The organism is Flavobacterium sp. TSSA_36 (assembly GCF_051547165.1).
In the GTDB taxonomy this organism is placed as follows: Bacteria; Bacteroidota; Bacteroidia; order Flavobacteriales; family Flavobacteriaceae; genus Flavobacterium.
The window spans coordinates 15,455-42,429 of sequence record NZ_JBPTTP010000011.1 but is presented as its reverse complement, the minus strand read 5'-3'; the positions used below and the strand labels follow the sequence as shown (position 1 = coordinate 42,429).

At 33.9% G+C, this 26,975-nt stretch carries 30 protein-coding genes; 7 read left to right on the top strand and 23 right to left on the bottom strand.

All coding sequences use genetic code 11. The features are described from left to right. Window positions 1–3 precede the first annotated feature (3 nt). The 6 genes from ACSVH7_RS14815 to ACSVH7_RS14790 all read right to left on the bottom strand — a co-directional run bounded on the left by ACSVH7_RS14815 (window position 4) and on the right by ACSVH7_RS14790 (window position 4,272). Complete coding sequence (locus ACSVH7_RS14815; RefSeq protein WP_438067463.1) at window positions 4–261, bottom strand: hypothetical protein; 258 nt, start codon at window positions 259–261, stop codon at window positions 4–6. Between the two features lie 619 nt (window positions 262–880). After that, window positions 881–1,543, bottom strand: coding sequence for a hypothetical protein (locus tag ACSVH7_RS14810; protein ID WP_438067462.1), 663 nt, complete (start codon window positions 1,541–1,543; stop codon window positions 881–883). 3 nt (window positions 1,544–1,546) lie between these two features. Further along, window positions 1,547–1,822 (bottom strand): hypothetical protein, encoded by a 276-nt coding sequence (locus ACSVH7_RS14805; RefSeq protein WP_438067461.1) that lies wholly within the window; start codon window positions 1,820–1,822, stop codon window positions 1,547–1,549. 5 nt (window positions 1,823–1,827) lie between these two features. After that, the gene (locus tag ACSVH7_RS14800) at window positions 1,828–2,100 is read right to left on the bottom strand and encodes a helix-turn-helix domain-containing protein (protein ID WP_438067460.1); all 273 of its coding nucleotides are present in this window, start codon (window positions 2,098–2,100) and stop codon (window positions 1,828–1,830) included. A 97-nt stretch (window positions 2,101–2,197) separates the two neighbouring features. Continuing rightward, window positions 2,198–2,875, bottom strand: a complete 678-nt coding sequence (locus ACSVH7_RS14795) for a hypothetical protein (RefSeq protein ID WP_438067459.1) — start codon at window positions 2,873–2,875, stop codon at window positions 2,198–2,200. A 29-nt stretch (window positions 2,876–2,904) separates the two neighbouring features. Continuing rightward, on the bottom strand, window positions 2,905–4,272 hold the full coding sequence (locus tag ACSVH7_RS14790) for a phage integrase SAM-like domain-containing protein (protein ID WP_438067458.1): 1,368 nt from the start codon (window positions 4,270–4,272) through the stop codon (window positions 2,905–2,907). 492 nt (window positions 4,273–4,764) lie between these two features. Here ACSVH7_RS14790 and ACSVH7_RS14785 point away from each other — a divergent pair, with 492 nt between their 5' ends. Then, on the top strand, window positions 4,765–5,184 hold the full coding sequence (locus tag ACSVH7_RS14785; protein WP_438067457.1) for a CBS domain-containing protein: 420 nt from the start codon (window positions 4,765–4,767) through the stop codon (window positions 5,182–5,184). Window positions 5,185–5,232: 48 nt separating this feature from the next. On the opposite strand, the gene rpe is transcribed toward ACSVH7_RS14785, so the two are convergent. The 10 genes from rpe to ACSVH7_RS14735 form a co-directional block, all read right to left on the bottom strand. Beyond that, window positions 5,233–5,898 (bottom strand): ribulose-phosphate 3-epimerase, encoded by a 666-nt coding sequence (rpe, locus tag ACSVH7_RS14780; RefSeq protein ID WP_438067456.1) that lies wholly within the window; start codon window positions 5,896–5,898, stop codon window positions 5,233–5,235. Window positions 5,899–6,245: 347 nt separating this feature from the next. Next, entirely contained in the window at window positions 6,246–7,109 is an 864-nt protein-coding gene (locus tag ACSVH7_RS14775) for a sigma-70 family RNA polymerase sigma factor (protein WP_007804760.1), read from the bottom strand. Between the two features lie 175 nt (window positions 7,110–7,284). Beyond that, window positions 7,285–7,530 carry a hypothetical protein gene (locus ACSVH7_RS14770; RefSeq protein WP_438067455.1) on the bottom strand — a complete coding sequence of 82 codons (246 nt, stop codon included), beginning with the start codon at window positions 7,528–7,530 and terminating at the stop codon, window positions 7,285–7,287. A gap of 158 nt (window positions 7,531–7,688) precedes the next feature. Further along, window positions 7,689–8,435, bottom strand: coding sequence for a LytR/AlgR family response regulator transcription factor (locus ACSVH7_RS14765; protein ID WP_438067454.1), 747 nt, complete (start codon window positions 8,433–8,435; stop codon window positions 7,689–7,691). Next, on the bottom strand, window positions 8,428–9,969 hold the full coding sequence (locus ACSVH7_RS14760; RefSeq protein ID WP_438067453.1) for a tetratricopeptide repeat-containing sensor histidine kinase: 1,542 nt from the start codon (window positions 9,967–9,969) through the stop codon (window positions 8,428–8,430). Before ACSVH7_RS14760 ends, ACSVH7_RS14765 begins: the two co-directional genes overlap by 8 nt. A gap of 299 nt (window positions 9,970–10,268) precedes the next feature. Continuing rightward, window positions 10,269–10,664, bottom strand: coding sequence for a hypothetical protein (locus tag ACSVH7_RS14755; RefSeq protein WP_438067452.1), 396 nt, complete (start codon window positions 10,662–10,664; stop codon window positions 10,269–10,271). A 206-nt stretch (window positions 10,665–10,870) separates the two neighbouring features. Continuing rightward, window positions 10,871–13,006, bottom strand: a complete 2,136-nt coding sequence (locus ACSVH7_RS14750; protein ID WP_438067451.1) for a polyribonucleotide nucleotidyltransferase — start codon at window positions 13,004–13,006, stop codon at window positions 10,871–10,873. Between the two features lie 163 nt (window positions 13,007–13,169). Continuing rightward, window positions 13,170–13,439, bottom strand: a complete 270-nt coding sequence (gene rpsO, locus ACSVH7_RS14745) for a 30S ribosomal protein S15 (protein ID WP_438067450.1) — start codon at window positions 13,437–13,439, stop codon at window positions 13,170–13,172. A 154-nt stretch (window positions 13,440–13,593) separates the two neighbouring features. Next, window positions 13,594–14,544: an energy transducer TonB gene (locus ACSVH7_RS14740; RefSeq protein ID WP_438067449.1), complete on the bottom strand. Its 951-nt coding sequence runs from the start codon at window positions 14,542–14,544 to the stop codon at window positions 13,594–13,596. Between the two features lie 17 nt (window positions 14,545–14,561). Next, a complete protein-coding gene (locus ACSVH7_RS14735) occupies window positions 14,562–15,017 on the bottom strand; it encodes a GAF domain-containing protein (protein ID WP_438067448.1) in 456 nt (151 codons plus the stop codon). 73 nt (window positions 15,018–15,090) lie between these two features. On the opposite strand from ACSVH7_RS14735, the gene xrtF reads away from it, so the two are divergent. From xrtF to ACSVH7_RS14705, 6 genes are all read left to right on the top strand, one after another. Then, window positions 15,091–15,639, top strand: coding sequence for an exosortase family protein XrtF (xrtF, locus tag ACSVH7_RS14730; RefSeq protein WP_438067447.1), 549 nt, complete (start codon window positions 15,091–15,093; stop codon window positions 15,637–15,639). Further along, window positions 15,614–16,060, top strand: coding sequence for an exosortase F system-associated membrane protein (locus ACSVH7_RS14725; RefSeq protein WP_438067446.1), 447 nt, complete (start codon window positions 15,614–15,616; stop codon window positions 16,058–16,060). Before xrtF ends, ACSVH7_RS14725 begins: the two co-directional genes overlap by 26 nt. A 45-nt stretch (window positions 16,061–16,105) precedes the next feature. Further along, window positions 16,106–16,513 (top strand): HYC_CC_PP family protein, encoded by a 408-nt coding sequence (locus ACSVH7_RS14720; protein WP_438067445.1) that lies wholly within the window; start codon window positions 16,106–16,108, stop codon window positions 16,511–16,513. 229 nt (window positions 16,514–16,742) lie between these two features. Further along, window positions 16,743–18,752: a TonB-dependent receptor plug domain-containing protein gene (locus tag ACSVH7_RS14715; protein ID WP_438067444.1), complete on the top strand. Its 2,010-nt coding sequence runs from the start codon at window positions 16,743–16,745 to the stop codon at window positions 18,750–18,752. A gap of 25 nt (window positions 18,753–18,777) precedes the next feature. Next, window positions 18,778–19,119, top strand: coding sequence for a heavy-metal-associated domain-containing protein (locus tag ACSVH7_RS14710; protein WP_438067443.1), 342 nt, complete (start codon window positions 18,778–18,780; stop codon window positions 19,117–19,119). A gap of 142 nt (window positions 19,120–19,261) precedes the next feature. Next, entirely contained in the window at window positions 19,262–19,933 is a 672-nt protein-coding gene (locus tag ACSVH7_RS14705; RefSeq protein ID WP_438067442.1) for a DedA family protein, read from the top strand. Between the two features lie 166 nt (window positions 19,934–20,099). Here ACSVH7_RS14705 and groL read toward each other — a convergent pair whose 3' ends face one another. The 7 genes from groL to miaB form a co-directional block, all read right to left on the bottom strand. Then, complete coding sequence (gene groL / locus ACSVH7_RS14700; RefSeq protein ID WP_438067441.1) at window positions 20,100–21,731, bottom strand: chaperonin GroEL; 1,632 nt, start codon at window positions 21,729–21,731, stop codon at window positions 20,100–20,102. 69 nt (window positions 21,732–21,800) lie between these two features. Then, on the bottom strand, window positions 21,801–22,076 hold the full coding sequence (locus ACSVH7_RS14695; protein WP_298294851.1) for a co-chaperone GroES: 276 nt from the start codon (window positions 22,074–22,076) through the stop codon (window positions 21,801–21,803). A 139-nt stretch (window positions 22,077–22,215) separates the two neighbouring features. After that, window positions 22,216–22,545, bottom strand: a complete 330-nt coding sequence (secG, locus tag ACSVH7_RS14690; protein WP_438067440.1) for a preprotein translocase subunit SecG — start codon at window positions 22,543–22,545, stop codon at window positions 22,216–22,218. Between the two features lie 3 nt (window positions 22,546–22,548). After that, complete coding sequence (locus ACSVH7_RS14685; protein WP_438067439.1) at window positions 22,549–23,406, bottom strand: tetratricopeptide repeat protein; 858 nt, start codon at window positions 23,404–23,406, stop codon at window positions 22,549–22,551. 28 nt (window positions 23,407–23,434) lie between these two features. Beyond that, window positions 23,435–23,938 carry an LptE family protein gene (locus ACSVH7_RS14680; RefSeq protein ID WP_438067438.1) on the bottom strand — a complete coding sequence of 168 codons (504 nt, stop codon included), beginning with the start codon at window positions 23,936–23,938 and terminating at the stop codon, window positions 23,435–23,437. Between the two features lie 70 nt (window positions 23,939–24,008). Beyond that, on the bottom strand, window positions 24,009–25,262 hold the full coding sequence (locus ACSVH7_RS14675) for a sigma 54-interacting transcriptional regulator (protein ID WP_438067437.1): 1,254 nt from the start codon (window positions 25,260–25,262) through the stop codon (window positions 24,009–24,011). A 70-nt stretch (window positions 25,263–25,332) separates the two neighbouring features. Continuing rightward, on the bottom strand, window positions 25,333–26,778 hold the full coding sequence (gene miaB / locus ACSVH7_RS14670; protein WP_438067436.1) for a tRNA (N6-isopentenyl adenosine(37)-C2)-methylthiotransferase MiaB: 1,446 nt from the start codon (window positions 26,776–26,778) through the stop codon (window positions 25,333–25,335). Between the last annotated feature and the right edge of the window lie 197 nt (window positions 26,779–26,975).

Sequence of the window (26,975 nt, the reverse complement as noted above, 5' to 3'; positions counted from 1 at the left end):
CTATTAAGCTATTTTATTTTTAAATTCCGCAAATGAATTAAATCTATAACAGCCAAACAATTCAAAATACAATTCATTAACCTTTGTAAATGTTTCTTTTGGCGTTTTGTAGTCTTTCAATTTAGAAAAGTATTGTTTGTAAAATCCGTCTTTATCTATAAAGCTTTTCATTAAAGCAATTTTCTTTTGCAAAAAGTTAATTTGACAATTTTTTACTTTTTCTTCAATCCCTACTAATTTTTGATTTTCATTTTTTTTCATTTTTTTTCTATTTTATAATTAATAACTATCTAAATTTAAAACCTTTATTCTTAAACTACACCCCCCCTATAAAAAAAACACGCCGAGTAAAATCCTTTCTAAACAGCGATGTAGGTACTTTAATTTTGATCGAGATTTTACCCCATACCCCCTATATTACCAAACAAAAATTTTAATTACTTCTTAAAAGCATTATATTTGTAACGGTTTTGCGCATTGCCTGTGTTAAACTATTTGAACATTAAAAGGGTTGGCCGAAATGGTTAACCCTTTTTTTATACAATACTTTTTATAATATACTTAAAAGAAAAAAAAGAAAAGAAAAGAAATAAACGAGAGAGAACTAAGACACTCTCTCTACTTATCTTTTATATTAATATCTTAATATATTAATATCTTTAGTTGTTGTTGTTTGTTTGTCGTTTGTTTGTTATTTGTTTGTTAACTATTCTATCGTAAACTACACCAAGCCTTTATTTAATTAGGGTTTTAGCTTGTTATTTGTTTGTTGTATTTTAGGCAATATTTTATAATATGTTTATTAAAAAAGCATACAGAAATTAACTAATTATCACCCCCTTTTTTTGAGTAATTTTATTTTATCCCAATCCTTTAACACCTAAATACAAGAAATTTTTTCTTTTTCATTTCCTGTAAAACCTTTGATTTTTGGTTGTTTAATTTCAATTGGATCACTATTTGGCTTTTCGTTTTTTATCCAATTATCAATATAAGACTCAAAGATTATAGGTTCTAACTGTTGATCCTTTTTTTTAAAATTAAATTTTTTAATCATTAAATCCCAATCATAAACCAATGGTTTGTATTTCTTAATAATTTTATTCATTTCATTTGGGTAAGTAGTATTCAAAAAATCAAAAGGTACTTTTTTTATACTTTCTCCCTTGTTTGTTCCTGTTTGATTTTGAATTGTTTTAATAGTTTGTTTATTGTTTTTAATATCAAAACAAGTGTCAATATCAAATTTTAAAAGAGTAATCTTAGTGTATTTATTTGTAGCTTCTTTTGCTATAACTTTTGTGTCAATTAACTTTTTAATAGCCCCTCTCACTTTACTAACAGATAAACCCGTTTCAATTGATAAATGTTCGTTACTAGTAACTAATTGCCCTTTTTCTATTGCAATACCTCTCCAGTTTTTAGCTTCAAAATTTGCTTTCAGCAACAAATGAATATACAAGACTTTTGTATTTATATCGGTGTACCATTCCCAATTAACAATATCATTATTAATCTTTGTAAATCCTTTTATAGCTTCCATTTATCAAAATAGTTTTAATTGGTTCGATATCGGGAACAAATCTTTATTAGTGGTGTAAGCTCCAACTTTTAACCGCCCTGTTACCTTACATTTACGATAGCCAACTAAAGCAATTTTATTTTGCTTTCTCAACCTCCAAACGTATCTACAAATATTTTCTCTCATTACTCCCGTTTCTTGATCTACTTCTTTCATCGTTTTAGGAATTTCAAAGAACGCATTAAAAACAATTCTTCTTTGATCCAGCCCGTTTGCCTGTGTTGTTCTATTATTTGCCATAACTGTTAATCTTTAGTAGGTTTAACAGCTTCCAAAATTTGCTTTTTGGAATAAAAAACACGGTTTCCAATTCCGAAACTTTTCAATTTTCCGCTACGGGTGTGCTTCCATAAAGTTGTTTTAGTTATTGATAAAATTACACAAGCTTGATCCCTAGTTAATAAATCATCTTCAGGGCTTTCCTGTTGCTGGATAATGGTTTGATTTTTCAATAAAGGGGTTAATGCTTCCGCTAATTGTTCTACTGTAATGCCGTTTAAAAAAATTTGTGTACTCATTTTGCTTTTATATTTGATTAATAATAGCAAAAGTGTATCAATTTTTACGGTACTACATTTCGGTACTGTACCGTTTGAGTACCGTTTTTATTTTGGTCTAATCGAATGCGTTTAAATCTACTTTATCTAAAAAATCTTTGTGCAGTTCTAATCCTTTTTCTTTATAATAATTATAAATTTCTCTTACTACTGTTTTGTTTCGATATAGGTTTTTACTATTGTCATTTTCTTTATAGTTTAACGTATAAGAAAAATAACCATGATCGGATTTTTTAAAACCTAGTTGTAAAGCAATTTTAGTAAATATCCCTCTTTCGTCTTTTGGATATTCTTTATAAAGCTTTTGCGCTTCACCTGTGGCAAAGGTTAAAGCAATTTTAAAAATTGGTTTATCCCGAAACGGGTTTTTATTTTCTTGAACTAATGTTATATTGTTTTCTAAAAGATTATTTTTTACAATCTGTTCAGCTTTAAAAATTGATAAAGGTGTTTCTAAATCAATACTTGTTTGAATTAAATTATCCAAATATTCTAATTCGTAAAGATTAAATAATTGAGAGGTATTTAATTTTGCATACTCAAACGTTTCATGTTTACACGCTATCAAACGAAAATTAATAGTTTTCAACAAACTTAATTTTCGTTCTTCTATTTCTAAAATCAGTTCCTTTTTAATATCAATGTCAATTTTATTAAGCTTTTCGGGAATTTTAAAAATCAATAGTAAATATTCCTGTAATTTGGTTTTACTTGTTTCTAAATCATTTGCGCCCATTTGAATAATTTTTTATTTTTTTGCCTGTGTTATTTTTGTTCGCCTGTATTTCTTACAATATCCAAAACGGGCGTTTTGGGTTTTGGTGTTAGCTTGCTAAAGTAGTCTAACATTTGATAAGCATTATCATAAGACGTTTTGCCGATGTAACTTAAAAACATTCGTTCGGTTCCATGGGCTGTGATATTCATTAAAACGGGTGTAGGAATACGCCCGTAAAAATTTGAAGCAAATGATCTACGGCAAACATGGGAGCTTATAACCTCCCATTTTGGGAACACCCCTTTTATAGTTGGCTTTAAAACTTTTTTGGGTTTTTTGTTTATATCTGTTGTAGTGTTTTCAGATTTTTTAACCTTATCGGCTACGGGTTTTTTTCGGCCTTTTGTTGGAGCAATTAATTTAGCTTCTTTGCAAACTTCTTTAATGTATTCATTAAATTTTACAATAGAAATTTTATAAGGTAATCCGTTTTTAATAATATCCAAGGCTTCAGGTAGTAAAGGTATTGCTACTAATTTGCCCGTTTTTTGTTGTTTCAATTCAATTATTTTAACCCCTCCCAAATCTTTAATGTTTTTTTGGGTAATACTTAATAAATCCCCTCCACGCTGGCCAATCAAACAGCCCAGTAATAACCATTTTCGGGCGTTTATCAATGCTTCACGAAATAAAACGGTGTTTTTTATTTGTTCCTGTTCTTCTTCACTTAAAAAAACAATGTCTTCAGGGTTTTTTGATTCCGAAACGCCTTTTAATTTGTTCACTTGATCCGAAACTACAATATCATTTTTTGAAGCATCTAAACAAATCGTTCTAATATTGGCTATATTTTTACCCACATAATTAACAGAATACCCTTTTGAAAAAAGCCAAATTTTATATTTTTCAACAAATTGTATATTAATGTTTTTTATCAAAATGCTTTTACTTTTCAATATTTCACCTTCATAACGCAAAATAGTACTTTTGAAAAGTTTTAAATTTTGTACACGGCCACTACTTAACCCTAATTCCTTTTTTTGATTTTGTTTATAAGGTGCTTCATCAATGTACTTTTGAATGTAGTTTGTTAAAACGTCCAATTCAACAACGGGAATTTTATTATTGAAAATGTCAATTTGATTTTGCAACCATTCGCCCGAAAATAAAACGCCTTCACTAATTGCATTATTATAGGCTTTTTCTAAGTGTATTTTTAATTCCGAAAGTTTTATATTTAATTCCTTCGCTTCTTTATCCCTAATTTTTATTTGTTCTTTTTCGGGGTTCCAATCCTTATAATTTACAACATAGCCCGTTTTTCTGTAAAGTCTTATTTTTTGGCCTAATGAATAGTAAACATAAATATTTGAGTTTTCCGCTTTATTACGAATTAACAGTTTTAAAGTTGCCATGTTTTTTAATTTATTTGAACATTTCAAAGGTAATAAAAAACGCTAATCTTGCTACACATTTGCTACACTTTGCTACACTTTTGCTACACCAAACGCAAATTTATCTGAATTTGGATAAATTTAAAATCAAACAAAAAACCCGTTAACCCCTTGTTTTTATGGGCTTTTCGATGCTTTTTAGGTAAATTATAAAATTATCAAAATACGTGGGTGTTGTCCCTGCCGTGGTCACATAAAAGGATGAGGAATGTTGTGTTTCTCATCCTTTTTTTATGAATTAATTTTGTGAGTAATAAAAAGATGTTGTGATTATCTAACATTTTTTTAGACATATTGTCAGGATTTGGAGGTGTTTTAAGAGCAAACATAAATTTTCTTACGATTATTCCGATAAACAAAAAATATGAAAAAATATTGGTGTTTAGTCTGATATTCATCAGGTGTCTTGCTTTTTTTTTGCTTTAAATTTGGATATATTTAAAAATTAGGATTATGAAAAGTATAGTTCCTGTTTCAAAAATTATGTCCAAGAATTTAGTGAAACTTCAGTTGTCTGACGATTTAACTAAAGCTGAAAGTTTATTCAAACATCATAAAATTAGACATATTCCAGTGGTGAAAGGCAGTAAGATTTTAGGGATTTTAAGTTATACCGATTTGCTTAGGATTTCTTTTGCAGATGCTGTAGATGACGACGAAGAAGTAATTGATACTACAGTGTATAATATGTTTTCAGTAGAGCAGGTTATGGTGAAGAAAGTAACCACAATATCCCCTGAGACAACAATAAAAGAAGCTGCAGAGATTCTTACTCACAATGATTTTCATGCCTTGCCTGTTTGCGAAGGAGATTTGCTTGTCGGTATAATTACTACAACTGATTTAATTCAATATTTAATTGATCAGTATTAAAAGGAAAGAGGCTCTATCTTTTAAAATGATATAGCCTCTTTTATGTTTTTAGATAGTAGTGATTTGTTTCAAATCTTCGATAGTAGCTGTTGGGTTTTCAGCTTTGAAAACGAAGCTTCCTGCAACTAAAACATCGGCTCCGGCTTCTACTAATGCTCTCGCATTTTTATTCGTAACCCCACCATCAATTTCAATTATGGTGTTGGCTCCTTTTTGAATGATTAAATCTTTTAATTTGGTCACTTTATTATATGTGTTCTCAATAAATGATTGTCCGCCAAATCCAGGATTTACACTCATAATACAAACCAAATCGATATCATTGATTACATCTTCTAATAAGTCAATAGAAGTGTGCGGGTTGATGGCTACACCAGCAAGCATTCCTTCTGCTTTGATAGCTTGTAAGGTACGATGAAGGTGATTGCACGCTTCATAATGAACGGTTAGTACATTGGCACCCAAATCAGCAAACGTTTTGATATAGCGGTCAGGATCTACAATCATTAAATGTACGTCAATTGTTTTGGTTGCATGTTTTGCAATTGCTTCTAGTACGGGCATACCAAACGAAATGTTGGGAACAAATACGCCATCCATGATGTCAATGTGGAACCAGTCCGCTTGACTATTATTAATCATCTCTATATCGCGCTGTAAGTTAGCAAAATCGGCTGCAAGTACCGATGGTGCTATAATTGTGTTTTTGCTCATTGTTGTGTTGTGTTATTTTTTGGGCAAAGATAATTTTTTTAATGGCAATGATTGCAAAGAATTTATAGGGATTCACGCAAGTTTTAAAACACAAATTATTCTAGCAAAAGTTATGGCTTTGTTTGCCCTGCAAAAAAAACAAAATTCCGGATACCCGAGCGGAGCGAACTGACCGGTGTTTTGTTTGCCCTGCAAAAAACAAAACTCCGGTAATCAGCCGGAGTTTTCAATCATCAATCAAAAAACGAACAGTTAATCAGACCGTCGTTACTTTTAAAATTCCAATTAATTGAAATTCCAAATTCCAAAAATAGTAAAATTGGGATTTGGAATTTGCTTTTTGGAATTTATCCTAAATAGGTTTTTAAGATTTTACTTCTAGAAGTGTGTTTTAATCTACGGATAGCTTTTTCTTTAATTTGACGCACACGCTCACGAGTTAAGTCAAATGTTTCACCAATTTCTTCTAAAGTCATTGGGTGTTGATCACCTAAACCAAAATACAAACGAACTACATCTGCTTCTCTTGGAGTAAGCGTTTCTAAAGAACGCTCAATTTCCGTACGCAAGGATTCGTGAATTAATTCTCTGTCTGGGTTTGGAGATTCACCTGAACGTAAAACGTCATAAAGGTTAGAATCTTCTCCTTCAACTAAAGGCGCATCCATCGATAAGTGACGACCAGAGTTTTTCATAGACTCTTTAACATCATTTACTGTCATGTCTAACTCTTTTGCAATTTCTTCAGCAGAAGGTGGACGCTCATTAGATTGTTCTAATAAGGCGTACATTTTGTTGATTTTATTAATAGAGCCAATTTTGTTTAATGGCAAACGAACGATACGTGATTGTTCTGCTAAAGCTTGAAGAATCGATTGACGAATCCACCAAACGGCATACGAAATGAATTTGAAACCACGAGTTTCATCAAAACGCTGTGCTGCTTTAATCAATCCTAAGTTTCCTTCATTAATTAAATCGGGTAATGTTAATCCTTGATTTTGATATTGCTTAGCAACAGAGACTACGAAACGTAAATTGGCTTTAGTTAGTTTTTCTAAGGCTCTTTGATCACCGGCTTTTATACGTTGTGCTAATTCTACTTCTTCATCGGCAGTAATTAAATCTACCTTTCCAATTTCTTGTAAGTATTTGTCTAGTGATGCAGTTTCACGATTAGTTACCTGCTTGGTGATTTTAAGTTGTCTCATGGTATTTGTCTCCTTATTATTTAAGTGTACAAATGTTTATACGAGTAGTGTTTCAAAAAAGTTACATAATTATCACTTTTTTTTCAATAAAATAACAAAACACCCCAACTTTACCACGAAAGTGAGGGTGTTTAAAAGGGACAATGTAATTTTTTTGGTGGTTTAAATATTTGGTTTATAGTTCGTCAGGAGTTTTTAGCATTTCGTCAAAAAGATTTTTCAAAGATTTGACATACAAAGGAAATCCTATTGCTAAAAATAGATATTCTTTTCTTAAAACAGTCACATCGTCTAGAATTTGATACAAACTTGGTACTATGATTAGTAAAGAAACTAGAATTCCAATCCATGGATTTAGTTTAATAGTTAGAAGTTGTTTCAAAAGTCTCATCTCAAATTGGTTTTTTACTGCTATATTCATTTTAGTTGCTTTGTTAATGTTGCAGTAAAAATACCTTTGTTGTGAAGCTATTTGGAAGCCATTGTCACAAGACTCCTTTTTTTTGTCATGAAAGTACTTCTCAGAGTTTATATCAAAAAAAACTCCTTTTGGGAGGCTTATTTGTGTGTAGTGAGGTTTTAAGAAAGAACATTCATTTTCTTAACGAAGTCTTTATAGGTGTCGCTTAGGTTGACTTTGTGCCCGCCTTGCATGATGATTAAATTGTCGGCGAGGATGATTTCTTCGATTTTGTTTACATTGACCAAATAATTGCGATGGGTTTTGATGAATGCAGTGGGGTTGAGTAACCCACTAATTTTGGTGAGCGAAATCAGAATCACAAATTTTTCTTTTTCGGTAATGATGTTGCAATACCGTTCTTCTACTTCAATGTAGAGAATGTCTTTTAGAGCTACTTTTTTCAAGGCATTTTTTTTCTTGATGAACAAATAGTCATGGCTTACCACGGTATCTTGTTCTTCGCTTTGAAAGACTTGGCTTTGAGCGTAAAATTTTTCTACTGCCATTTCAATAGCATATAAAATTTCTAATGGATTGAAAGGTTTCATTAAGAAACTAAACGGTTTAGTAAGTTTGGCTCTTTCGAAGATTTGGCGGTCTTGCGAACTGGTCAAAAATACAAAAGGCTTTGCGGCATTGGGAACAATACTAATTGCTTCAGCAAAAGCGATGCCGTCAGGTTTTCCATCCAAAAAAACATCTAGAATAGCAATATCTATAGTTTGACTATAAAAGAGTTCTAAAGCTTCTTTGAACGTTCGCGCCACACCCACAACATGGTAGTTGTTCTCTAAAAGTACTTTACATAGAGCATCACTTTGTTCTGGTAGATCTTCTACAATGAGAATATTAATTTTATCCATTTTGTTCTGTTTTAGGAAATTTCAATATTATTTTGGTGCCTTTGTTCAGTTCGCTTTCTATGGCCAGTGTCCCGCCATTTTTCTTAATCATTTGTTTGCATAATTGCATGCCAAGTCCCGTTCCTATGATTTCTGAATTGCTTTTCTTGGCCAATAGTTCACTGTCTTCTAATAACTCGGCTATGGTTTCTGGACGCATCCCGATGCCTTGATCTTCAATGATGAATTGATGGAACTCGGATGGGGTGTCTAGGCTATAGAAACGAATGCTGCTGTTTTCTGGAGAGAATTTAATAGCATTATCCAGCAAGTTGCGCAACACGATTTTTAACGAATCGAGATCTACGAAGATAAAACAGTTTTTGGATACTTCGTTTTCAAAGGCAATTGTTTTTTCTAACAGTAAGGGTTTGTAGCTGTATTCTATTTGTTGTACAATAGAAAACAAATGCACCGAATCTTTATGAAAATACAATTGTTGGGTTTGTAGTAATGCCCAATGCAACAAATTGTCTAATAGACTATAGGCGCCATTGGCAATCGCACTGTTTTGATGCAGGAGTTTGTCGAGTTCGTCGTAGTTTTTGGATTCTAGGGAGCTGGTGAGTTTGGTGTTGCTGGTTTTGAGCGCATTGACGGACGAACGCAAATCGTGACTTACAATAGAAAACAGTTGGTCTTTGGTCGCGTTGAGCTCGTCTAGTTTTTCTTTTTGACTTAAAATGATTTTAGCATTTTTAACCTTTTGTCCATAAACATAAACACCACCTGTTAAAAGGAGTAGTAAACCTATGGTAGAGAAAAACATGATGTTGCGTTGGGTGTTTTTTAATTCATTTTCTACTTTGAGTACCGAGATTTGTTTTTGTTTTTGAGCCACCGCATATTTTTTCTCGTAGTCTGCGAGTGCCCAAATTTTGTTTTGGTTGTTGAGGGAATCATTCCATTGCTCTGATTCTTTTAGATAGGTTAGAGCTTTTTTGAAGTTGCCGCGGTTTTCTTCGACCACTGCCATGTTTTTCGCTGCATTTTTTTTAGATTGAATTGTGTTTACTTTTTTCGAAAGAATATAAGCCTTTTCAAAATAGTGTATTGCTTGCTTATCTTTATATTGTTCGTAATACAAACTTGCTATATTTGTATATAATGTTATTAATGTTTTGCTATCATTCGCTTTTTTATTTAATTCAAGACTTTTAAAAAAGTATTTTTCTGATTTATCAAATTGTTTGAGAAATAAATAGCAGCTACCTAGATTTCCATAAATAACACTTGTTTTATAGCCTTGATTATTTAAAATAGGTAGTTTTTCTACTTCTTTAAAATAATAAATGGCTTTTTCAAATTCTTCTAATTCCATAGAAGACTCTCCTAAAACTTTGTTTACTAATGGATAAAAAACAAAATTTTTAGACACTAAACAAAGTTCCTTTTTAGCTTCTTGAAATAATTTTAACTGTCTAAAGGAATTTCCTCTTAAGTAATGACAAAAATCGGCTAATTCTTGATTTTGACTTGAGTTTAATTGTTTCATGCAATAAACTAAGGTAGAATCCCATCTTTGTTTTATAAAAAAATATTGCGCCTTATTGAAGTTGATTTCATTTTTGAAATCTAAGGCTCTTTTCTGAAGCGATTTGTTAAAAAGAGTATTAGTAGCTACCTCTTGGGAAAATAGAAATGAAGGGGTTGTGAAAAATAATAGAATTATAAATAATTTAAATTTGATCATTTCAAAGGAAACTTTAGTTTGAACGTAAGTACTATTAAATAATTTACATCTTTTATTGATTTTTCAAATAATTAAAAGATGTAAATTAGAGTGCTTTTAAATTATTGGCCCACTTCTACCGTCGTTCCTCTGGAAGTCACGGGATCTAAGTCTACCATGTAAGACATAATCTTTGTTATGTCAGCTACAGTATCAGAAGTATAATCTACTTCTACATAATATACATCACAAGTTTCTGGGGTTTCTTCCGAGAAATTATAATCGTAGTTCATGGTTAGTACATTGCCAGATTCTATTGGTGTTTGTACAGTTGGAGCTACAGTGTCCTCTGAGTTCATGTACAAAGTAGCTCTAATTTTTAGGGTTAAGGCACCACCTTCTGGGGTGTAGAATTTTGCCGAAACCAAAGGAGCAACAGGATAGGTTACGGTTGCAGGGCTTGTAAAAGTAAATACTTGTGTGTTAATTTTTGTGTTTTGGATAACTGTAAATGCCATGTCTAATACTGGTTAATAAGGTTAATAAGGTTAATAAGGTTAAAGGTATTTTTTTTACATGAATTAAATGTAAAGTTGTTTAACTTTTTTTGATTTTTATTATGAAATTCATAGTTAAGCCTAGGATGTTGCTGATTTTTATGCAAAAAAAGCCCCTTAGTCATAATGAATAAGGAGCTTTTGAATAATAACCTTTACTTGTATCGTTATTCTTTTTTCTCTTCGCGTGGAGGTCTAGGTAACAATGCTTTTCTTGATACTTTTTCTTTTCTTGTTTTTGGATCAAGACCAAGATATTTTATTTGAAATACGTCACCCATATTCACTACATCGGCAACATTTTCAGTACGTTCCCAAGCTAACTCAGATACGTGTAATAATACTTCATTTCCTGGAGCAGCAGTATATTCTACCACAGCACCAAAGTCAAGCATTTTGATTACTTTCACTTCATACGCTTCTCCCATTTGTGGTTTGAAAGTAATCGATTGGATTTTGGCTAATACCGCTTCAATTCCAGCAGGATCCGTTCCTAAGATTTCGATAACTCCTTGCTCGTCTACTTCGTTGATTACAATGGTAGTTCCAGTGGCTTTTTGTAATTCTTGAATTACTTTTCCACCAGGTCCAATCAAAGCACCAATAAAGTTTCCGGGAATAGTTCTTGTGATGATTTTAGGAGCATGTGCTTTAACGTCAGCTCTTGGTGCAGCGATCGTTTCAGTCAATTTGCCTAAAATATGCATACGTCCGTCACGAGCTTGGTTAAGCGCTTGTTCCATGATGTCATAACGCAATCCATCAATTTTGATGTCCATTTGACAAGCTGTGATACCGTCAGCAGTTCCAGTTACTTTAAAGTCCATATCTCCTAAATGATCTTCGTCACCTAAAATATCAGACAATACCGCAAATTTCTCTCCGTCAGTAATCAATCCCATTGCAATTCCAGAAACTGGTTTTACCATTTGAACTCCAGCATCCATCAAAGCCATTGTACCTGCACAAACGGTTGCCATAGAAGAAGAACCATTTGATTCTAATACTTCAGAAACAATACGAATAGTATAAGGACAATCTGCAGGAATCATGTTTTTTAACGCACGTTGTGCTAAGTTTCCGTGACCTACTTCTCTTCTTGAAGTTCCTCTTAGTGGTTTTGCTTCACCAGTAGAGAAAGGAGGGAAGTTGTAGTGTAAATAGAATTTCTCTTCTCCTTGTTCTGAAGGAGAATCTATTTGGTTTGCTTCTCTAGAAGTTCCTAAAGTTACCGTAGCCAAAGCTTGAGTTTCTCCACGAGTAAATAAAGAAGAACCGTGAACTCTTGGTAAATAATCTGTTTCACACCAAATTGGTCTAATATCAGTTGTTTTTCTACCATCTAAACGTACGCCTAATTCTAATACGACATTACGAACCGCTTCTTTGTTAGTTTTGTAAAAATATTTAGAAACTAAATCGCCATCAGCAGCTAATTCTTCTTCAGTAAATAAAGCTTTTACTTCTTCTTTTACTTCAGCAAATGCAGCACTTCTTTCGTGTTTAGCTGATCCAACTTTTGCAATAGCATAAATTTTATCGTAAGCAGCAGCTTTAACTTTTTTGTAAATTGCTTCGTTTTCTTTTTCTCCTTCGTAAGTACGAATTTCTTTTTTACCAAAAGCTGCTTGCAAACGCAATTGTGCTTGAATTTGAACTTTAATCGCTTCGTGGGCAAATTTGATAGCTTCTACCATTTCTGCTTCTGAAATTTCTTTCATTTCACCTTCTACCATCGCTACAGAGTCCATAGAAGCTCCAATCATCATGTCGATGTCAGATTTTGCTAGGTCTTCTCTGCTTGGGTTGATAACAAATTTTCCGTCGATACGCGCTACACGCACTTCAGAAATCAAATTGTAAAAAGGAATGTCTGAAACCGCTAGGGCAGCTGATGCAGCTAAACCAGCTAAAGCATCTGGCATAACTTCTTCGTCATGAGACATTAATTGAATCATTACTTGTGTTTCAGCATGATAGTCATCTGGGAAAAGCGGACGCAACACACGGTCTACTAATCTCATGGTTAATACTTCGCTATCGCTAGGACGTGCTTCTCTTTTGAAGAAACCACCTGGAAAGCGACCAGCTGCTGCAAATTTTTCGCGGTAATCTACCGTTAATGGTAAGAAATCTACCGCTGGGTTGGCGCTACGTGCTGAAACTGCTGTGGCAAGGATCATCGTGTCGCCCATTCTAACTACTACAGAACCATCGGCTTGTTTGGCTAAACGTCCTGTCTCGATTGTGATGCTTCTGCCATCACCTAAATCGATTTTTTCTACAAATAATTGTGGAATCATAAATTTTTCCTTAATTGGTTATACAATGGGTTTTAGTTGTGTTGTAGTTGTTGTGTGTAGTTGTTGTTTCTAAAACCCAATGAAAAACCAAACTTTTTTTCTTGTAAAATGCGTGTAATGTAAAAACAAAAAGAGGCACTCTCGCACCTCTTTTTTATATTGATTATTTTCTAATACCCAATACTTTGATAATCTCACGGTATCTGTTGATTTCTTTCTTTTTCAAGTAATCTAACAAAGATCTTCTTTTACCTACTAATAGTACCAAAGAACGCTCAGTATTATAATCGTGACGATTTTTTTTCAAGTGCTCAGTTAGATGGCTAATTCTGTGAGTGAATAAAGCGATTTGTCCTTCTGCAGATCCAGTGTTTTCTGCTTTTCCTCCGTGTTTCGCGAAAATTTCCGCTTTAACTTCTTTAGTTAAATACATGCTAATATTATTTAAATGATTTTTATGTATGACTTGTATCTATTACAAGACGGGTGCAAAAGTAGAAAATAAATTTGACTAGAACAAAAGAAACGTTTCTTTATTTTGCTTTATAAACAGGGGTAGCTAGTATGAATTATGAAATATTTTTGAATTACTTGAAAGTAATAGGTAGCGTGAAATGTGTTTTAACAGTAATACCTCTGTGTTTTCCTGGTATCCAATTTTCATATTGAGAGATTAATTGTATTGCATTTGCTGTAATTCCTAACTTGTCTTCATTGTAGGTAGCTACTTTTGTTATCTTTCCAGTGTCGCTTATGTATAAATTGAGAATAATTTGGCCTTGAATTTCGCCTTCAATAGTTTTGGGTACAAGGCTATTGTTTTTTAAATAATTATAAAAACTATTAAATCCCTTTCTTGGATGGGCTCTTTCTTCAATTTCTGTGTAAATAAATTTATTGCTCAAGGAATCAATACTAACACCTTCCACTAGTTTTCCTTTGCTGTATTGTTCAGTAAAAGTCGCCTTTTGTGCTTTCATTTCGCCATGCCATAGTCCTTCTTTGAGAGCTTCTCTCACCATGCCTTTCGATGTTGCTTTGTTGCGATAGTCGTCTTCCAAATATTCTCCTTCTCCATTGATCACTTTTTGGACATTGTTTTCGTCATAATAATTAATGATTTTAGTCGTGGCGTTTTTCTTGTCTTTGCTAAGGACTACCTCAGTTTCGGCTTTGAAAACACCGTTTTCATGGTAATAAAATTGTTTGCCAAATGGGCGATCCTCCACGTAATTGGCTACTCGTCTCTTTTTGCCATTTTCAAAATAATACAAGCACTTGCCCTCAAATTTCACTCGGTCCTTATCCGTAGTGGTTCCAATTAGGTAGATTTGACCAGACTTGTAGTAGATTTTGACTTTATATTCATTTTTTTTGGAATCATAATCTTCTATTTCTTTGATGTATTCAAAATTATTTTCGTTAGAGGTGGTTAAATAGGAATCCACATAAAATAATTTTTTGTTGTTGCTTTGTGCATTAATATGTGTTATGAAAAGCATCAATACCAGGCTAAATAGAAGGTTTTTTTTACTCATTGAAAATAATGTTTGTATTAAAAAAGTTTCGCAATTTCCTCATTTACAAATTCTAAGAATCGTTCATCGGCTTCAGTGAAAGGATCGATTACGTGACTGTCAATATCGATTTGACCAATGTTTACGCCATTTACAAATAAGGGCACTACAATTTCTGATTTTACGGTAAAGCTGCACGCAATATAGTTGTCTTGTGCGGCCACATCAGGAACTACAAAGTTGGCATTCGATTCGGCTACTTGTCCGCAAATTCCTTTTCCGAAGGGAATAACCGTGTGGTCTGTTTCAGCTCCTACATAAGGCCCTAAATGCAAGGTTTTGGCATCGTGGTTCGCGAAGTAAAATCCTACCCAATTGTAGTATTCAATTGATTCATTCAAAAGCTGGCAAATGGCCAATAGCTTCTCGTCTCTAGTGATAGTATCGTTGCTTGTAATGGCAATTACCTTAGGTTGTAATTCTTGAAATGTCATTTTAAATTGATTTTTATACAAAAGTATTTAATGCTAGTCTTATAAATTACATAAATTTGAAAAAAAATCAATTTTGAAAAACTATTGGACGCTTTATAAGCCATTTTTGAAATTCATTGGGGCTTTTTTATTTTCGTATATCTTACTTACTTTTTTATATCAGTGGTATTTGTCTGGATATGAAAATAATCAATTGGATGGCATCACTCGGCTTGTAGCTAGTCACGTTGAAAAAGTCTTGCAAGTATTTGATTCTAATTCGGCGGTGGTGTATCAGCAAAATACCAAAATAAGTATTTTGATGCATCAGAAAGAAGTGGCTACCATAATTGAAGGGTGTAATGCCATAAGTGTTGTGGTACTTTTTGTTTCCTTTGTGATTGCTTTTGCGGGAAGGTTTAGCACTACTTTGTTTTTTTTACTTGGAGGTAGCGTTTTGATTTATGTGCTCAATGTGATTAGAATTGCGATTCTGAGTCTTCTTTTGTGTCGTTTTCCGGCTTATGAGCACCTTTTGCATGGCGTGATTTTTCCGCTGTTTATTTATGGGGTTGTTTTTATTCTTTGGTTTATCTGGGTCAACTACTTTTCTACTTATGCTAAAAAATCTACTTCAAAATAAAGGAAAGATTGTTCTTGGGTTGTTGTTGGTTTTTCTTTTTGCGCTAATCCGTGAATTTGAGACGCAACTGTTTTATGACCCTTTTTTAAGTTTTTTTAAAAGTGATTATGCAAATTCGCCTCTGCCAAAATATGAACCGTTTCGATTGTTTTTAGGCTTGCTTTTGAGATACGGATTGAATTCTTTGCTATCCTTGGCTTTGTTGTATGTTCTTTTTGAAGACAAGGATATGGTTCAGTTTTCGGGTGTACTATTTGTGGCTTTTTTTGTTTTGCTACTAGTTGTCTTGTTTTGTCTCCTTTCTTTTCAGGATCAAAACTATTTGCTTCTTTTTTATGTACGTAGGTTTTTGATTCAACCTATTTTTATCCTGCTCTTTATCCCTGGATTTTATTATCAAAAAATAAAAAGTAATAAATAACATTTTATTAGTAAATTAAAAACTGAAATGAATTAGTTTTGTGTCATGAATGCAAAAAAGAGCACTAGTTTATTTTTGGTACTCCTATTATTGGTTTCCAATATAGGTATGGCTTTTAATGTGCATTATTGTGGCGACTCTATTGCTGCGATAAGTTTGCATTCAGAACTTTTATCTTTGACAGAGCCAGATGGCTGTTGTGAGAAAACAGCAGTTGTCGAAAAAGATTCTTGCTGTAAAGATAAAGTGGTTCATTTTGAGAAAAAGTCAGATAATGCGACTGTAAAAATTGTGTTATTTGACATTTTTACTCCATTCTTAGTACCTGTTCAACAAGTTCTAGTTTATACTAGAATACTTCATTTTCCAAAAGCGGTAGTCAACGATTTTTATGTCGCTATTAATGCGCCTCCGCTCTACCAATTATACCATCAATACATTTTTTACGCCTGATTTTTGTTTATTTAATTTCTTGAAAATTTTATAAACCGTTGTCGTTTGAGTGCGAAACTTCTTATTATAGGAGTTTTGCGTGAGGGATAGCAGCTGGCTACCGAAGTAGCGCGTATAGTCCGACCGCATTTAGGCAAGGGGGCGAATAACACGTTGCTGAATTGCCCCCTTGACTAAATGGGGTCACGCCCAGATTGTATTGAAACGACGACACAATTCAGAATAAATAATGCAAAAAAATATAGTGTTTTTGGGGTTGCTTTTGCTTTCAATTCCAGTTTTTTCACAAGAAAATCTAGAGGAAGTAAAAATCACCAAAAAAAGAAAAGGATTACAAAAATCCTATACCGTTACCGCAAATACTACATTGGTAACTAGTAAAGAGTTGCTTAAAGCAGCTTGCTGTAATTTGGCCGAGAGTTTCGAGACGAATCCATCAATTGATGTTAATTTTTCGGATGCTTTGACGGGCACGAAACAAATCAAAATGTTAGGTTTGACGAGTCCGTACCTGATGATTACCGAAGAAAATGTGCCATCTGTTCGTGGTGCCTCGCAAGCGTATGGCTTGTCGTTTACTCCGGGAACGTGGGTTGAAAGTATTCAAATTACCAAAGGCGCGGGAAGCGTGGTGAATGGGTATGAGAGTATTTCGGGACAAATAAACACCGAATTGATTAAGCCCATTAATGATATTCCTTTCTTTTTGAATGCCTACGGTTCTTCTGACTCTAGATTTGAGTTGAATACGCATTTTAATACGCAATTGTCTCAAAAATGGAGTAGTAGTTTGTTTCTTCATGGTAACACTCGTGTGTCTAAAATGGACCAGAATAAGGATGGTTTTATGGATAATCCGTTGGCAAAGCAAATTAATGTGATGAATCGGTACCAATATTATGATGCTGATAAAGGGTTAGTGAGTTTTATCAATTTCAGGTATATGAATGATAAAAAGCAATCGGGCGAGGTTGATTTTGATGCTGAAAAAGACAAGGGAACGATCAATAAATGGGGTTCTGAAATCAATACGCAACGATTGGATTTGGCAACGAAAGTGGGCTATGTCTTCAAAGATATGCCGTTTCAAAGTATTGGTTTTCAAAATGCTTTTACGTTGCATGATCAAAACTCGTATTATGGTTTGAATTTGTACGATATTAAGCAAAGTAGCTTTTATTCGAATTTGATTTTTAACTCTATCATTAACAATACGAAACATAAGTTTGCAACAGGAATTAACTTTGCGTACGACAATTATAAGGAGTTTGTAGGAGTAAAAGATTACGGAAGAATCGATAATTCGATTGGTGCTTTTTTTGAATATACGTATGATAACGACGATAATTTCAGTTTGGTTTTGGGCGGAAGAGTTGATAATCACAATCGATTGGGGACTTTTGTAACGCCTCGTTTGCATCTTCGTTATAACCCTTGGGAAAAATCGGTGCTTCGTTTTTCGGCAGGTAGAGGGAAGCGGGCGGCTAATATTTTTGCTGAAAATCAGTCTTTGTTTGCTAGTTCAAGAGTGCTTTCTGTATTGGATACCGATGGAAAAATCTATGGCTTAAATCCAGAAATTGCTTGGAATTACGGCGTAAGTTTTAATCAAAAATTTCAATTGTTTGGAAGAAATGCTGATGCTGGGGTAGATTTTTACAGAACCGATTTTCAAAATCAAGTTGTGGTAGATGTGATGCAATCGCCTCAAGAGGTGTTGTTTTATAATTTAAATGGCAAATCGTTTGCTAATAGTTTGCAAGTTGAATTTAATTATGAGTTGGTGCATAACCTTAATTTGCGAACGGCTTACAAATATTATGATATTCAGACGGAGTATTTATCTGGAGTTTATCAAAGGCCTTTACAAGCGAAGCATCGATTTTTTGCAAATCTTGAATATGAAACGCATCGTTCTGAAAAAGGAGGTCAATGGCGTTTTGATGCCACTTATAATTGGCTTGGAAAGCAACAATTACCAGTAACGGCTTCGAATCCTGTGGCGGATCGTTTGTTTGATTTTTCTCCTGCTTATAGTTTGATCAATACACAAATTACCCGCGTTTTTTCTTCTACCTTTGAAGTATATGTAGGTGGCGAGAATATTGGGAATTACAAACAATCTAAAGCAATTTTAGGATCGGAGAATCCATTTGGACCCACTTTTGATGCCTCTATAGTTTATGCGCCCATTTTTGGTCAAATGTATTATGCGGGCTTACGATTTAAAATTAAATAACCTTAACTAGTCAACTAAAAAAAACATGAAAAAATTAGTAATTATTATCGTGATGGCTTTGGTGGGATTCACCACACAAGCACAAGAGAAAAATAAAAATGCCAAAATTGTATTTGAAGTCAATGGAAATTGTGGGATGTGTCAAAAACGCATTCAAAAAGCAGCATTGTCTGTAGAAGGAGTAAAATCAGCGGTTTGGGATATTGACTCCCATCAATTGAGTCTGATTATCAATGAAGAGAAATGCATCCCCTTGGCGGTGAAAAAAGCCGTAGCCAAAGTAGGACACGATTCTGATGAGGTCAAAGCAACCAAAGAGGATTATGATCGCCTTCACGGTTGTTGTATGTATGAACGGATAGAATAAAAATAAGGAACACCCAAGACGCTATTGTTTTGGGTGTTTTCTTTTGAAATCGTTAATAAAATTTTAAAATACGGGTTTGTTTTGTCACTTTGTTAAAAAATCCTTAATTTCACGACTTATAAATCCAAATCTACGCCTGCATATGAATACTTTTGAATGGACCCAATTATTAAATCCTGAGTTTTATATCACTTTAAGTGTGGGTGGTGTTCAAATCGGTTTGTATGTCGTTTTGTTTATTGTGTTTGCAGAAACAGGACTTTTTGCAGGTTTTTTTCTTCCGGGAGATAGTTTGCTATTTCTTTCAGGAATTTATAGTCGTGATTTAGTTGAAAGTCTCTTTGTAGTAGAAAGCGACTTTATCAATGTAACTTTTTTATCTATTATGGTTGCCATTGCTGGTATTTTGGGAAATACCGTTGGTTATTGGTTTGGCGCGAAAAGTGGGTATTATTTATTTAAGAAAGAAGATACGTTTTGGTTCAAGAAAAAATATTTACTACAATCTAAAGATTTCTTCGAGAAGTATGGTGGCAAAGCGATTATTTATGCTAGATTTTTGCCAATTTTTAGAACGTTTGCACCGATAGTGGCAGGTATTGTTTCTATGGATAAAAAGAAATTCATGTTTTACAATCTTTTAAGTTCTTTCATGTGGTCGTTTGTTTTGATTTTTGCGGGACATTATTTGTATGGTGTTTTTCTAAAATACGGAATCGATTTAAAGAAACATATAGAGTTTATTGTGATTGGAATTATTCTAATTTCTACGTTTCCTGTTTTTATGAAAATGTTGAAGAAACAACCGGAATGATTTAATCAATACTACTTAGTGAATAGTGATTAGTCCTTATTGATTGTTTTTTTTGGATTAGTGAATTGTGATACAAAATAAAAAAATCCGAAGCGTTGAAAACTTCGGATTTTTTTTATGGTCCAAATTTGGAGTTTGGATTTTTTGTTTTGGATTTTAATGCTTATTACATCATTCCAGGCATTCCGCCTCCCATTGGCATTCCGCCGGCAGGAGCATCTTCCTTAATATCTATTAAAGCACATTCTGTAGTTAAGATCATCCCTGAAACAGAAGCTGCGTTTTCTAAAGCTACACGAGTTACTTTTTTAGGATCAATAATACCTGCTTTTAACATATCAGTATATTCGTCAGTTTTGGCATTGTAGCCAAAATCTCCAGTACCCTCAGCCACTTTGGCTACTACAACAGAACCTTCTAATCCTGCGTTTTCTACAATAGTTCTCAAAGGAGCTTCTACCGCACGAGAAACGATTTGGATACCAGTAGCTTCATCTGCGTTGTCTGCTTTTAGCGTGATTAATACATTTTTAGCTCTCAATAAAGCAACACCACCACCAGCAACAATACCTTCTTCAACAGCAGCACGAGTGGCATGTAAAGCATCATCAACTCTGTCTTTTTTCTCTTTCATCTCTACTTCAGAAGCAGCACCTACATAAAGAACGGCAACACCGCCAGCTAGTTTAGCTAAACGCTCTTGTAGTTTTTCCTTATCATAATCAGAAGTCGTAGTTTCCATTTGACCTTTGATTTGGTTCACACGGTTTTTGATCAATTCAGGATCTCCAGCACCATTTACAATAGTAGTGTTGTCTTTATCGATAGTCACTCTGTTAGCAGTTCCTAACATATCGATGGTTGTGTTTTCTAGAGTGTAGCCTCTTTCTTCAGAGATTACAGTTCCTCCAGTTAAGATAGCGATATCTTCTAACATTGCTTTTCTTCTATCTCCAAAACCAGGTGCTTTTACAGCAGCAATTTTTAAGGCACCACGTAATTTGTTTACTACCAATGTTGATAAAGCTTCACCATCAACATCTTCTGCAATAATCAATAAAGGTTTTCCTGATTGTGCTACCGGTTCTAAAACAGGCAATAATTCTTTTAATGAAGAAACTTTTTTGTCGTATAAAAGGATGTACGGGTTCTCTAACTCAGCCTCCATTTTTTCTGGATTGGTTACGAAATATGGAGATAAATAGCCTCTGTCAAATTGCATTCCTTCAACAACATCAACAAACGTTTCTGTTCCTTTTGCTTCTTCAACGGTGATTACACCTTCTTTTCCTACTTTAGCGAAAGCAGTAGCGATTAATTCACCAATAACTTCGTCATTGTTGGCAGAAATAGAAGCAATTTGCTTGATTTTTTCAGAATCACTTCCTACTACTTTAGCTTGTTTTGCTAAGTCGGCAACAATAGCTTCAACAGCTTTATCGATACCTCTTTTTAAATCCATTGGATTGGCTCCAGCGGCTACGTTTTTTAAACCTTCTTTCACGATGGCTTGTGCTAAAACAGTTGCCGTAGTAGTACCATCGCCAGCTAAATCGTTGGTTTTTGAAGCTACTTCTTTTACCATTTGCGCTCCCATATTTTCTAATGGGTCTTTCAATTCGATTTCTTTAGCTACCGTTACCCCATCTTTGGTTACGTTTGGTCCACCAAATGATTTTCCAATAATAACATTACGTCCTTTTGGACCAAGTGTTACTTTTACTGCATTAGCCAATGCATCTACACCACGTTTTAAACCGTCACGTGCTTCTATATCAAATTTTATATCTTTTGCCATTTTTTTATTTTTTTAATTTGAAGGGACAAGTCGCGACTTGTCCGTACCTAATTGAATTTGTTCGTGTTTTTAGATAATTGCAAGAATGTCATCCTCGCGCATAATCAAATAATCGGTTCCTTCTAATTTTAATTCTGTACCTGCATATTTTCCATAAAGCACGGTATCGCCAATTTTTACTGTCATTGCGTGATCTTTTGTACCGTTACCAACAGCAATTACGGTTCCTTTTTGTGGTTTTTCTTTCGCGGTATCAGGAATAAAAATCCCTGAAGCTGTTTTGGTTTCAGCGGCAACAGGTTCAATTAGTACTCTGTCCGATAGGGGTTTAATGTTTAATGCCATGGTTTTAAATTTTAATTTGAATTATTTATAAATCGATTTACAGAATTTCAGAAATTATGCCATCCTTGTAAAACTGACACTTTTTCCTAAAAAAAATGCCAGCTTTGACAGGCTGGCATTACTTTTTATCTCTTGTTTGTTATTTTTTAACTGGTGCTTCAGGCGTAGCTGGAGCTGGCGTAGTTTGGGGTGCTACAGTTTGCGTTTTTTCGATAATTTTTGAATCTGAATCACTCATTGATCCAGTGAAACTCAAGCTTGATAGCAAAATTAAGGCGATTAAAATAGTAGCCAATGTCCAAGTACTTTTATCTAAAAAGTCGGTAGTTTTTTGAACACCACCTAACATTTGTGATCCACCTATTGTTGATGATAATCCGCCACCTTTAGGGTTTTGAACCATGATTACTACGATTAGTAAAAAACAAACTATAGTTATTAAAACTAAAAAAATTGAAAATGTGCTCATTGTTTAATTATTGTTATTTTGTAAAAATTTTATTTCTGTAATATGGTCTGCAAAGAAACTACTTTTTTCTGGATATTTCAAAATTAATATTTCATAGGCTTGGATTGCTTTTTGATATTTCTTTTGTGCCAAATACACCTTAGCTAACGTTTCTGTCATCAAGTGTGTATTGTCTGAAGCGTTAAGTTCGAATTGTGGTGCTGGAGTTGCACTTGCTTTTATTGGCGCTATTTTTGGATTGGTTTCTATGAACTTGTCAATAATAGCCGCTTTTTTCTTCCGTTCTTCTTCGATAGCCTCCTCAAATGGTTTTTCTTTTGGGGATTTATTTCTGTCGATGGGCTGTACTCTAGACAACTTGAGCCATTCTTGAAACGAATGTTTTTCTTTGTTAGAAAAATCGATGGGTTGTTCTAGTATGGTAGTCGATTCAAAGTGCTTTTCCTCAAGAAGAATTTGCTCTTTGGATAAATTGGCCTCTTTAATTGAAGTTAGAATCGATTGTTCTATCGCTTTTTGAAGTTGTTCTTGAGGGGTTTTTGCAGGTACAATTTCTGAGTCTACGACCTCAATATTCATTAATTCAGAATTTTTATGATCATAAAAATCATTCTGAATGGTTGTGAATTGTTCTGTGGTTATAAAATCAAACAAAACCGAACGATCCGTGGTATGTGCGGCGGTTACTTTGAGTGCAAAATTGTATTTAAAACTGTTTTGGTTGTATAATCCCTTTAAACGTAAGGCTCTAGCGCTTTGGAAATAAGGAAATTCATGCAATACATTACTCAAAGCATCCGTGTAAACACCATTAATGGTTTCTGGTTTGTTTAATAAAAAGGTATAATCGGTGACGTTCATGGGATTGCAATATAAGAATTAAATTGAATTACCATTTGGCTAATGATTCATTAAAAATATCTTGGGAAATTCGATCAAAAATTTCTTTCAATGCACTATTTAGAGTGCCACCTGTTAATTGTTGGTCGGCAGGATAATCATAGAAGAATTCGAAGGATTTATCGAAGTTATCGGTTTCTTTATTTTTGTTAGTGAAATTGACCCGTACTCTTATTTTTAAACGGTTTTGTGCCGCTTTTTGATCAGCAGTAGCAGTCATAGGGCTCACTCTGTAGTCTGTAATTTCTCCATCATATACAAGATCACCACCATTTTTTACTAAGTTTAAGTTGGTTTGATTCTGAATCAAATCTTGCAATTGCAAAGTAAATGTTCGGTCTATTCCAGGTTCTATCAATTCTGCATTGTTTTGGAAAAAATTCACTTGAAAGGTTTTGGCGTCAATTTTTCCAGAGCCAGTAAAGTTGTAGACACCGCAACTGTTGAGTAGCAGTAAACTTAATAGGGAAGTTAAAAAAAGTATTTTTTTCATAAAATCGAAAGTGAAAAATTCACTATTGGTGTTTAGTAATCTGTTTTTTTTAATGTAATTTAACCGGCAACTATAAATCAAATTGTTTGATTTTTCGATACAAAGTACGTTCTGAAATACCTAATTCATCAGCGGCAGCCTTTCGTTTTCCTTTGTTTTTCTCTAACGACTTTTTAATCAATTCAATTTCTTTTTGTTCTAGTTTGAGGATTTCTTCTTCTTCAATCGTTTCGGCAAAAAGATAGTTTTCCTCAGGTTCTTGATAATTATTGTCAATATTTTGAGTCGTAATTACAGCGGTTCTTGGTTCTTCTTCATATTCAATTTCACTATCTGATTTTGAACCATAAATTTTTTGAATCAAATTTTGATTGGTTTCTTGCACTTTTGAACTTCCGTTTTGCATTAATTCTAAAGTTAGTTTCTTCAAATCATGCAAATCACTTTTCATATCAAAAAGGACTTTGTATAAAATCTCTCTTTCGGTATTAAAATCACTTTCGTTTTTCTTGTCTTTAATTACCGAGGGTAAATTGCTGCTTTCTAATGGTAAATAAGATTGCAAAGTGGTTGCGTTAATATCTCGATTGGTTTCTAAAACTGAAATTTGTTCAGCAACGTTTCTTAACTGTCGTATATTTCCGTTCCATCGAAATTTTTGGAGTACTTGAATGGCACTTTCATCTAATTTTAAGGGAGGCATTTTGTATTTGTGTGCAAAATCGGCAGCAAATTTTCTAAATAATAAATGAATGTCGTCTTTGCGATCGCGAAGAGGAGGCAACGTAATATCTACCGTACTTAAACGATAGTATAGATCTTCTCTGAATTTTCCTTTTTCGATGGCGTCAAAAAGGTTGACATTAGTCGCGGCTACAATACGAACATTGGTTTTTTGTACTTGCGAAGAACCTACTTTAAGGAATTCTCCATTTTCAAGAATACGTAATAAACGTACCTGAGTGGTTAGAGGAAGTTCTCCAACTTCGTCTAAAAATATAGTTCCTCCATCGGCTACTTCAAAATAGCCTTCTCGGGTGTTCGTTGCGCCAGTAAATGCTCCTTTTTCGTGACCGAATAGTTCGCTATCAATAGTTCCTTCAGGGATGGCACCGCAGTTTACGGCAATGTATTTTCCGTGTTTTCTATGAGAAAGGGAATGAATAATTTTTGGAATATTTTCTTTACCTACACCACTTTCGCCAGAAACCAAAACTGAAATATCTGTTGGAGCCACTTGGATCGCTTTTTCGATGGCACGATTGAGTTTTGGGTCATTCCCAATAATTTCAAATCGTTGTTTTATAGCTTGAACTGTTTCCATATCATTTTGTTTAAAGGTTTAAACGGTTTACAATTGTTTTGGGGAACGATTTTAAACTATTAAACTTTTATTAATTCATCTCACTCCATCCTACTGCTTCTCCTTTTAAAGTACCGCTAGTGCAACTTGTGATTTTTACATTTACAAAATCACCAATTTTATAGTGCTCTTTAGGAAAAACAACAGTAATGCTTTGCGAATTTCTTCCTGAAAACTCTTCTGTTGATTTTTTCGAGATTTTTTCAACTAAAACTTCAACCGTTTTTCCAATGAATTCCTCGCTTCTGTACCAAGCATGTTTTTGTTGCAAGTCTACAATTTCTTGCAGTCTTCGAGCTTTGGTTTCTTCTGGAACGTCGTCTTCCATTTTTCTTCCTGCTAATGTTCCGGGACGTTCTGAATAGGAATACATGTAGCCAAAATTGTATTTTACATATTCCATCAAGCTCAGCGTGTCTTGATGATCCTGCTCAGTTTCGGTAGGAAAACCTGCAATCATGTCTTGTGAAATGGCACAATTGGGAATAATAGCGTTAATCTTATCAATCAATGCCATGTACTCTTCACGAGTATGTAAGCGATTCATTTCTTTCAGAATTCGGTTGCTTCCGGATTGAACAGGTAAATGAATATGGTTGCAAATATTAGGATATTTTGCTATAACATGTAAAATGCTTTCGTGCATGTCTTGGGGATTGGAAGTCGAAAAACGAATTCTCATTTTTGGAAAGCCCAAAGCTACCCTTTCGAGTAATTGATCAAAATCAACGGCAGTGGCTTTTTGCATTTCAGAAGCATTGACAAAATCCTTCTTCAATCCGCCTCCGTACCATAAATAACTATCAACATTTTGCCCCAAAAGTGTTACTTCTTTGTAACCGTTATTCCATAAATCATTAATTTCATTTAGGATACTCTGAGGGTCACGACTACGTTCACGGCCACGAGTAAAGGGCACTACGCAAAAGGTACACATATTGTCACATCCTCTAGTGATAGAGACCAAAGCACTAACACCGTTGGTCATTAAACGAACGGGAGAAATGTCACCGTAGGTTTCTTCTTTTGAAAGAATGACGTTAATAGCATCACGACCTTCTTCTACTTCGTTTAATAAATTGGGTAAATCTTTATAGGCATCGGGACCAACTACCAAATCCACTATTTTTTCTTCTTCTAAAAATTGACTTTTCAACCTTTCCGCCATGCAGCCTAGAACGCCCACTTTCATTTTTGGATTAATGCGTTTTACGGCATTATATTTTTCCAAACGCTTGCGAATGGTTTGTTCAGCTTTGTCTCTAATAGAGCAAGTATTGACTAAAACCAAGTCAGCTTCTTCTAATTTTTGAGTAGTATTATAGCCGTTACTTGATAAAATAGACGCAACGACTTCGCTATCTGAAAAATTCATAGCACAACCGTAACTTTCTATGAAAAGTTTTTTGGTGTTTTCGGGTTTGTTTTCTAAAACGAGACTTTCGCCTTGTTTGCTTTCTTCAATAATCTTTTCCATGGGTGTTTTAAAAGCGCAAATATAAGTGAAATTTAGCAAATATGACAAGATGGCAGGCTTAGATTTAACACTTTTTATCCGCCTTTTGACTTGTGGAGCACTAATGGATATTTACTTTGTTTGAAAATTATGATATTCTTTGTTTGCTTGCAATTTGACCGTAAGATTGTCATTGAAAGATGATTTTAGTATCAAGA

Bases quoted from the DNA above. Each gene is read 5' to 3' on its own strand.
- ACSVH7_RS14765 (WP_438067454.1), bottom strand. From the start codon at position 8,435: ATGGATAAAATTAATATTCTCATTGTAGAAGATCTACCAGAACAAAGT.
- ACSVH7_RS14705 (WP_438067442.1), top strand. From the start codon at position 19,262: ATGAATACTTTTGAATGGACCCAATTATTAAATCCTGAGTTTTATATC.
- miaB (WP_438067436.1), bottom strand. From the start codon at position 26,778: ATGGAAAAGATTATTGAAGAAAGCAAACAAGGCGAAAGTCTCGTTTTA.
- ACSVH7_RS14750 (WP_438067451.1), bottom strand. From the start codon at position 13,006: ATGATTCCACAATTATTTGTAGAAAAAATCGATTTAGGTGATGGCAGA.
- ACSVH7_RS14775 (WP_007804760.1), bottom strand. From the start codon at position 7,109: ATGAGACAACTTAAAATCACCAAGCAGGTAACTAATCGTGAAACTGCA.
- rpe (WP_438067456.1), bottom strand. From the start codon at position 5,898: ATGAGCAAAAACACAATTATAGCACCATCGGTACTTGCAGCCGATTTT.
- ACSVH7_RS14725 (WP_438067446.1), top strand. From the start codon at position 15,614: ATGCTAAAAAATCTACTTCAAAATAAAGGAAAGATTGTTCTTGGGTTG.
- ACSVH7_RS14795 (WP_438067459.1), bottom strand. From the start codon at position 2,875: ATGGGCGCAAATGATTTAGAAACAAGTAAAACCAAATTACAGGAATAT.
- ACSVH7_RS14735 (WP_438067448.1), bottom strand. From the start codon at position 15,017: ATGACATTTCAAGAATTACAACCTAAGGTAATTGCCATTACAAGCAAC.
- ACSVH7_RS14680 (WP_438067438.1), bottom strand. From the start codon at position 23,938: ATGAAAAAAATACTTTTTTTAACTTCCCTATTAAGTTTACTGCTACTC.
- ACSVH7_RS14790 (WP_438067458.1), bottom strand. From the start codon at position 4,272: ATGGCAACTTTAAAACTGTTAATTCGTAATAAAGCGGAAAACTCAAAT.
- ACSVH7_RS14740 (WP_438067449.1), bottom strand. From the start codon at position 14,544: ATGAGTAAAAAAAACCTTCTATTTAGCCTGGTATTGATGCTTTTCATA.
- ACSVH7_RS14715 (WP_438067444.1), top strand. From the start codon at position 16,743: ATGCAAAAAAATATAGTGTTTTTGGGGTTGCTTTTGCTTTCAATTCCA.
- groL (WP_438067441.1), bottom strand. From the start codon at position 21,731: ATGGCAAAAGATATAAAATTTGATATAGAAGCACGTGACGGTTTAAAA.
- ACSVH7_RS14710 (WP_438067443.1), top strand. From the start codon at position 18,778: ATGAAAAAATTAGTAATTATTATCGTGATGGCTTTGGTGGGATTCACC.
- ACSVH7_RS14770 (WP_438067455.1), bottom strand. From the start codon at position 7,530: ATGAATATAGCAGTAAAAAACCAATTTGAGATGAGACTTTTGAAACAA.
- secG (WP_438067440.1), bottom strand. From the start codon at position 22,545: ATGAGCACATTTTCAATTTTTTTAGTTTTAATAACTATAGTTTGTTTT.
- ACSVH7_RS14760 (WP_438067453.1), bottom strand. From the start codon at position 9,969: ATGAAACAATTAAACTCAAGTCAAAATCAAGAATTAGCCGATTTTTGT.
- ACSVH7_RS14805 (WP_438067461.1), bottom strand. From the start codon at position 1,822: ATGGCAAATAATAGAACAACACAGGCAAACGGGCTGGATCAAAGAAGA.
- ACSVH7_RS14815 (WP_438067463.1), bottom strand. From the start codon at position 261: ATGAAAAAAAATGAAAATCAAAAATTAGTAGGGATTGAAGAAAAAGTA.
- ACSVH7_RS14810 (WP_438067462.1), bottom strand. From the start codon at position 1,543: ATGGAAGCTATAAAAGGATTTACAAAGATTAATAATGATATTGTTAAT.
- ACSVH7_RS14755 (WP_438067452.1), bottom strand. From the start codon at position 10,664: ATGGCATTTACAGTTATCCAAAACACAAAAATTAACACACAAGTATTT.
- ACSVH7_RS14695 (WP_298294851.1), bottom strand. From the start codon at position 22,076: ATGGCATTAAACATTAAACCCCTATCGGACAGAGTACTAATTGAACCT.
- rpsO (WP_438067450.1), bottom strand. From the start codon at position 13,439: ATGTATTTAACTAAAGAAGTTAAAGCGGAAATTTTCGCGAAACACGGA.
- ACSVH7_RS14675 (WP_438067437.1), bottom strand. From the start codon at position 25,262: ATGGAAACAGTTCAAGCTATAAAACAACGATTTGAAATTATTGGGAAT.
- ACSVH7_RS14720 (WP_438067445.1), top strand. From the start codon at position 16,106: ATGAATGCAAAAAAGAGCACTAGTTTATTTTTGGTACTCCTATTATTG.
- ACSVH7_RS14785 (WP_438067457.1), top strand. From the start codon at position 4,765: ATGAAAAGTATAGTTCCTGTTTCAAAAATTATGTCCAAGAATTTAGTG.
- ACSVH7_RS14800 (WP_438067460.1), bottom strand. From the start codon at position 2,100: ATGAGTACACAAATTTTTTTAAACGGCATTACAGTAGAACAATTAGCG.
- ACSVH7_RS14685 (WP_438067439.1), bottom strand. From the start codon at position 23,406: ATGAACGTCACCGATTATACCTTTTTATTAAACAAACCAGAAACCATT.